The organism is uncultured Nevskia sp., from assembly GCF_903885465.1.
Classification (GTDB): domain Bacteria; phylum Pseudomonadota; class Gammaproteobacteria; order Nevskiales; family Nevskiaceae; genus Nevskia.
Window position 1 is genome coordinate 1 of record NZ_CAISIQ010000025.1, and the last position, 6,111, is coordinate 6,111.

Annotated in this window: 8 protein-coding genes and 1 pseudogene; 4 read left to right on the forward strand and 5 right to left on the reverse strand. The window is 66.7% G+C overall.

The window, feature by feature from the left end; all coding sequences use genetic code 11:
- The 4 genes from QZY06_RS00830 to QZY06_RS00845 all read left to right on the forward strand — a co-directional run.
- Positions 1-216, forward strand: a 216-nt coding sequence (locus tag QZY06_RS00830; protein WP_295678959.1) for an enoyl-CoA hydratase-related protein, incomplete at its 5' end; no start/stop codon positions are given.
- A gap of 34 nt (positions 217-250) precedes the next feature.
- Positions 251-1,033: an SDR family NAD(P)-dependent oxidoreductase gene (locus tag QZY06_RS00835; protein ID WP_012436215.1), complete on the forward strand. Its 783-nt coding sequence runs from the start codon at positions 251-253 to the stop codon at positions 1,031-1,033.
- A gap of 39 nt (positions 1,034-1,072) precedes the next feature.
- A complete protein-coding gene (locus QZY06_RS00840) occupies positions 1,073-1,444 on the forward strand; it encodes an enoyl-CoA hydratase/isomerase family protein (RefSeq protein WP_230965136.1) in 372 nt (123 codons plus the stop codon).
- Complete coding sequence (locus tag QZY06_RS00845; protein ID WP_295678963.1) at positions 1,434-1,868, forward strand: enoyl-CoA hydratase-related protein; 435 nt, start codon at positions 1,434-1,436, stop codon at positions 1,866-1,868. The genes QZY06_RS00840 and QZY06_RS00845 overlap by 11 nt, the downstream gene beginning before the upstream one ends.
- A 47-nt stretch (positions 1,869-1,915) precedes the next feature.
- Here the strand turns inward: QZY06_RS00845 and QZY06_RS00850 are convergent, their stop codons facing one another.
- The 5 genes and pseudogenes from QZY06_RS00850 to QZY06_RS00870 all read right to left on the reverse strand — a co-directional run.
- The gene (locus QZY06_RS00850) at positions 1,916-3,898 is read right to left on the reverse strand and encodes a relaxase/mobilization nuclease and DUF3363 domain-containing protein (protein ID WP_050873407.1); all 1,983 of its coding nucleotides are present in this window, start codon (positions 3,896-3,898) and stop codon (positions 1,916-1,918) included.
- Positions 3,899-4,358: 460 nt separating this feature from the next.
- The gene (locus tag QZY06_RS00855) at positions 4,359-4,946 is read right to left on the reverse strand and encodes a S26 family signal peptidase (protein ID WP_033938355.1); all 588 of its coding nucleotides are present in this window, start codon (positions 4,944-4,946) and stop codon (positions 4,359-4,361) included.
- On the reverse strand, positions 4,943-5,500 hold the full coding sequence (locus QZY06_RS00860; RefSeq protein WP_033938356.1) for a DUF2840 domain-containing protein: 558 nt from the start codon (positions 5,498-5,500) through the stop codon (positions 4,943-4,945). The genes QZY06_RS00855 and QZY06_RS00860 overlap by 4 nt, the downstream gene beginning before the upstream one ends.
- Entirely contained in the window at positions 5,497-5,766 is a 270-nt protein-coding gene (locus QZY06_RS00865; RefSeq protein WP_106469695.1) for a chromosome partitioning protein ParB, read from the reverse strand. The genes QZY06_RS00860 and QZY06_RS00865 overlap by 4 nt, the downstream gene beginning before the upstream one ends.
- A pseudogene (locus QZY06_RS00870) lies at positions 5,763-6,111 on the reverse strand (ATPase); the annotation flags it as partial. The gene QZY06_RS00865 and the pseudogene QZY06_RS00870, both read right to left, overlap by 4 nt.

Here is a 6,111-nt window from a genome sequence, read left to right on the forward strand (position 1 = left end):
CCGACGGCGTTGGCGATGGCCAACCGGATTGCAGCCAATTCGCCGCTGGCCGTGGCGCTGGCGAAAGATGCGGCACTGGCCAGCTTTGAGACTCCGCTCGCGCAAGGCCTGGAGCATGAGAAGCGTAATTTCCTCGTCGCTTTGCGTTCGGCCGACAACCTGGAAGGGCAAGCGGCATTCCTGGGCAAGCGCACCCCCCACTTCACGGGCCAATAACGCCTGTCTATCTGTCATCCATCGAGGAAAAACCATGCAACTGAACTCCGACATCTCGGCCATCATCACCGGGGGCGCTTCCGGCCTGGGAGCCGCCACGACCCGGCGTTTGGCCAGCCGTGGCGTCAAAGTCGCCATCTTCGACATGAACGAAACCGTCGGCCAGGCGTTGGCCAGCGAACTCGGCGGCGTTTACTGCAATGTGGACGTGACATCTGAGGAGCAGGTGGACACCGCCTTCGCCAAGGCCCGTGCGGCCATCGGGCAGGAGCGCATTCTGGTCAACTGCGCCGGTACTGCCGATGCCGTCAAGACTGTCAGCCGCGACAAGAAAACCGGCGAAATCCGCCCATGCGCGGCAGATCGCTTCAATCGCATCATTCAGATCAACCTGGTGGGCACCTTCCGTTGCATCGCCAAGTCAGCCGCGGGTATGTTGACGCTCGCGCCGCTGACCGATGGCGAGCGCGGCGTCATCGTCAACACCGCTTCGGCCGCCGCGCAGGACGGCCAGGTCGGCCAGGCCAGCTATGCGGCCAGCAAGGCAGCCATCGTGGGCATGACCCTGCCAATCGCGCGCGACATGATGGACGAAGGGATCCGGATCAACACCATCATGCCGGGGATCTTCGGTACACCGTTGCTGCTGGGTCTGCCGGACAACGTCAAACAGGCGCTGGCGGCCAGCGTGCCCTTCCCCAAGCGTTTAGGCGACCCCGATGAATTCGCGCAGGCCGTCGAGTTTCTCGTTACTTGCGGCTACATGAATGCCGAGTCCATTCGTGTGGATGGTGCCATTCGCATGGCGCCGCGCTGACGCTGACGCTGAAATTTTGATCAATCAGGGAACGTCAGCATGCCTGGAAATCCGGTAATTCTCGAAAAGAATGGTGCCGTCGCGACCATAACACTCAACTCGCCAAAAAAAATGAATGCGTTGAGCACGTCGGTCGTAAACGTGCTCGCTGGTGTCATTGCAGATGTCGAACGCGATGGCTCGATTCGAGCTTTGCTGCTGCGCGGCGAGGGCCGGATGTTCAGTTGCGGAGGCGACATCGAAGAAATGGTGGCCGCAGGCGATGCGTTGTCTACCTTGGTCGATGACGAACTGAGAGTGGCCGAAAGCATGATTCCTCAATTCGCCAGCCTGCCGTTCCCGGTAGTCTGCGCCGTACAAGGCGCGGTAGCCGGAGGCCGGAGGCGGTCTCGGGCTTGCCTTGGCCTCTGACTACCTGATTGCCGCAAGTGGGACGAAGTTTGTGGCGGCCCATACCGTCCTCGGATACGCGGGGGATTTCGGCATCAGCTGGCTACTTCCACGCGCAGTGGGTGGACGACGCGCACGAGACATGATCTTGACCAATCGCGTAGTCAGTTCGGACGAGGCCTTGGCCTGGGGATTGGTCGAGAAAGTGGTTCCTGGCGAGAGCCTGCTGGGCGAAGCGCGGCGTATGGCGGTGCAATTTTCGGTCGGACCAACGCAAGGTTATGCGGGCGCCAAGCGCCTGCAACTCGCTGCCTTCGAGAGTGATCTGGCGACCTCATTGAGGCTGGAGGCGGCCGAAATGAATCGAGCCTCGAAAACCACAGATTCGCTGGAAGCGGTTCACGCGTTCGTCGCAAAGCGAGTCCCGCAGTTTGCCGGACGCTGAACGGCTGTAGACGCATCCGGTCGGTAGGTGCTCAATCGCTGCTGGCGTCAGGTAACGGATAAACCCTGCTGCCGTCGGATTTGCCAGGATAGGGTGCCACCATGTACCTGCCCAGAAATCAGCATGCCGAGTCGTTGTTCGATGACCGGCGTCCATGGCACCAAGCTGAACCCCATACCATCATCGAGCATGGCAAAGCGGCCACTGGCGAGCATGAGGCTGCGCCGGTAGATGCCGGTCACGCGCTGGCCATCGGCCGCCAGACGGTGTTCCAGCCCGGTTTCGGTGGCAATATCCTTGGCAGCCCGAATCACATCCCGATCGCGTAGTGTCGCCAATAGATTGCGCGCGAGGATTACGCGCTGCCCGCGCCGCTCTGCCAGCCCCTGTTCGGCCAGGAATTCGGCGCGCTGCTGCATCGCCTGGTTGACCTCGCTGCCAAAGCCCAGGTTGCCCAGGCCCGAGCCGCCGCCGATCAACTGCTGGTCGAGCCAGGTGGCTCCGATCACGCGGGCCTGCCGCTCGATGGGCAGGTGCGATTTCAGCTCCACCGCCACGCCGCCCAGGCGCTGCGCATCGTAGCGACGGCCCTGCTCGGGCAGGTCGTCCGGCACCTTCCATAGCCCCTCGGCCACCCGTTCCACGATACCGGCACGGCGCAAGGCTTCCAGCCGGCGGACGTGGGACGCGACCACTTCCTGCGGATCGCGGCCGGGCACGGCCTGACCCTGCGCGATGGCAAGGTGGTGGTCGGTGCGGTACAGGCCATCGCTCGCCAACGCGGCGATGTTCTTGTCGGCCGCGCGCACGTCAGCCGATCTCCTTGCCTCCACCACGGCGCCGGTCGGATAGTTCGCCAGCTCGTCGCGGGCGTTGAGCGCAACGTAGTGGGCCTTGCCGTCCACGCCGTCGATGACCAGATAGCCCCGGTCGTGCAGTTCGTCGGCCAGCCCCTTCGCGGCCACGCGGCCGAGGATGGTTCGGCCATCGTCCCCAGGCTCGAACACCGCCAGTTCGCGTGGCTCGCCGCGCATGGCCCGCTGCATGGTGCGGATGATGTCGCCGCGCTCGCCCAGGGCGCGCAGGGTCTTTTCCGCATCGTTGTGGACGGTCCACGTGCCGGGCTGGGCCTCGTCGGCCAGGCCCAGGCGCTGCAAACGCTGCAACCTGCCGATCAGCAGCAGACGCTGGCGTTGCAGTCGGGGTTCGTTGAGCCGTTCGACATGCACCATGCCATCGTCGCCGGCCTCGCGCTTCAAGGTGCGATCCAGGCTCGTCCACCGCTCCTGATCCACCTCGCGCCGCAAGGTCTGCTGGATCTCCAGCTCGGTGCGCGGCCCCAGCCATTCGGTCGCCAGTTCGGCGGCGCGATGGCGGAACCCATCGGCGATGTAGTCGCCCGCGATGATGAGGTCTTTGCCGGTGTCGTCGCGCCCGCGCACGACGATGTGCGTGTGCGGGTTGTCGGTGTTCCAGTGATTGACGGCCACCCAATCGAGGCCCGTGCCAAGGTCGGCCTCCATGCGACCCATGAGGTGCCGGGTATAGGTGCGCAGGTCTTCCAGCTCCGCGCCATCTTCGGGCGAAAGGATAAAGCGGAAGTGATGCCGGTCGTCGGCGCAGCGTTCCTTGAACGCATCGAGGTCGGCGGCATCGGTCTGCGGCCCGTAGGCTTGGCCCGACTCGCCATCGCGGCCCACACCATCGCGCTCGATATAGCGCAGGTGCTTGGCAAGCGACTGCGGGCTGGTTCGGTGCTGATTGAGCAGCAGCGTCTTGATGGTCACACGCCGCGACATGGACGTGAGCTTCGCCCCCGCGAAGCGCGCCGCCGTGTGGCCGCGTCCCAAGCGTGAGCCGGGCCGCTGGCCGGAGCCGGCACTCTTGCTACTGCCACCAGGACGGCGCACCGCCGACTTGCCGCTGCTGGCCTTGCCCGCCTGCTTGAGTACCTTGGAGACGAAGCTCTGGCCCCGGTTCTTCGGGGCGCTGGGACGGATGCGGAAATCGTCGTCGCGGCGGTCGGTCATGGCTGTGCTCCTTGCAAGTTCTGGCGTGTCCGGGCGTGCGAAGCACGCGGACATGCCCGCATCGGCGCGGGCTTCGCGCCCCACGCGGCACGGTGGCGAAGCTGCTGCGTGTCGCGCCACCCCCATGTGCAGACTGGCTTTGCGGGCCGACAGGTGCCGCACCCTTTTGTCTTGCCTTCCGCCTTTGCCCCTCGCTGTCGCTCCGGGCAGCGGCGGCCCGGCGGCGCTGTGCTGCTTGCAGCCAGCGCGCCGGCGAACCCGCCAATGGCCGCAGGCCGGGCGTGTTCAAGGCAAGACGCCTGCACGTTGGACGGCTGCGCCGGATGTTGCGCGAAGTGCGGCGCCGAATACGCAAAGTCATCGCTCGCACTGCACGCGCGACGACACGGCAGCAGCAGCCGGAACAACACGCCCGATCGCACGATGGGATGCGCGGCAACGTGCAGCGAATCGGCGACCATCATGGGCGTGTCTCCAACCAGAGCGGATGCGCGACGCCGATCACGGCGGATGCGCTGACCGGGCCGAAATACCGGCTATCGAACGATGCCGGATTCGTCACGCTCAACAGGAACAGCTCGCCCGGTTCAAGGCGGCGGCAAAGCTGCAAGGATGGCAACGGCCGGCTCAGCCGGTCGGCAGGCAGCACGGCGGCCGAAGGCACGCCGTCGATGCGTACCTGACCAGCGCCGATGCAAACGTGTTGCGGTGCGACTGCGCCCACACGTTTGAGCAGCGGAACGCGCGTCGGCAGGTAGCCGCGCTGCGCAGCCAGTGCGGCGGCCTCGGCTGGCAGCGGCACCAGCACGATGCTGTCCACGGACAGCAGACGTGGCAGCGAGGCGGTGCGTGGGTCGAACGGTTCGATGCGATACCAGCCGACCGCCACGCTGTCGGATGGGTTGTACGTCAGGCGCGGCAGCGGCGACACGAAAGCCGCCCAGGCCAGCGCAGCGAGGCCGCAGGCGGTCAGGCCCGCCAGCACGAGGCGAGCGCGCAGGCGCGAGCGAGGACGCGGCGAGGCGGATGAAGTGGAAACGGTCGTCATGGCAGCACCTTCCCGGCGAGCCAGGCGGTATGCCGCTCGGCGGTGTATTCGGGCAGCGGCAGGCGCGCCGCGAGCCGGTTGCCCAGCGTGCGCCAGTACGCGGGCGAGACGGCAGACGGGGCGATGCCCAGCGCCTCGATGGCGTCGATGCGTTCCAGCACGGCGCGCACCGAGTTCTCGCCTTCGGCGTGCAGCAGCAGGCGCGCGCCGGGCCGCACGCCGGGGATGCGCTGCAAGGCATCCAGCGGGGTGCCAGCCTGCATCACCATGAGCTGCCAGCGGATCGTGCCGTAGTCGTTGGCCTGCCAGCGCACACGGCAGAACATTGCACGCGGCAGGAACACCGCGCAGCGCCGCCAGCGATCGAGCTGGAGCGTGCGCGCCGGTTCGCCGAAGCGCAGGTAGAGCTTGAAGCGCGGTTCGATGTAGGCCAGCGATACGCGCGTCAGTGGCACGTTGCCGGCCTCGCCGGCGAGCGTCGAAAGCGAAGGCAGCGACGCAGTAGCCGGTGCAGCCGTCGCCGCGTGAGCGGCAGGCAGAACGGATGCGTTCATGGCAGGTTCTCCGGGCGCTTGTCGGGAAACTCCCGTTCCAGCAGGCCGCGCAGCATTTCGGCCACGGTCACGCCCTGGCCGAAGGCGGCGATCTTGATGCGCGCGCGTAGCGCGGGCGTCACGTCGAGCGTGAGGCGTGCGGTGTAGAGGTCGCCCTTGTTGAGCGCATCGGCGTCGCCCTGGCGAATCCACGCCTCGGCGTGCGGATTCGCGGGCGGACGCGCACCGATGCCGACGCGCTTGCTGCGTGATGGCTTTGCAGTCATGTCGGCCACCGCAGCAGTTCGTCCACCAGCGCGGCTATCTCGCGTGCGGCGGCGCTGTCCGGCGCCGTCTCGCGTGCGAGCCGACCGGCGGCCACGCTGTCGGCGAAGACGATGCGCTGGCGAACCTCGGCGCGCAGTGCCGGCAGCGGCTGTTCGGCCAGCGACTGCCGCGCCTCCCGACCGATCACCGTGGTGCTGACGCGGCGGTTGATGACGAAGGCCGCGCGCAGCGCAGGCCGGAACACCTGGGCCTCGCGGATCAGTGCCACCATCTCGGCGCTGGCCCACAGGTCGTAGGGGCTGGGCTGCACGGGGATCAGCACGCGCTCGGCCGCCAGCAGCGCG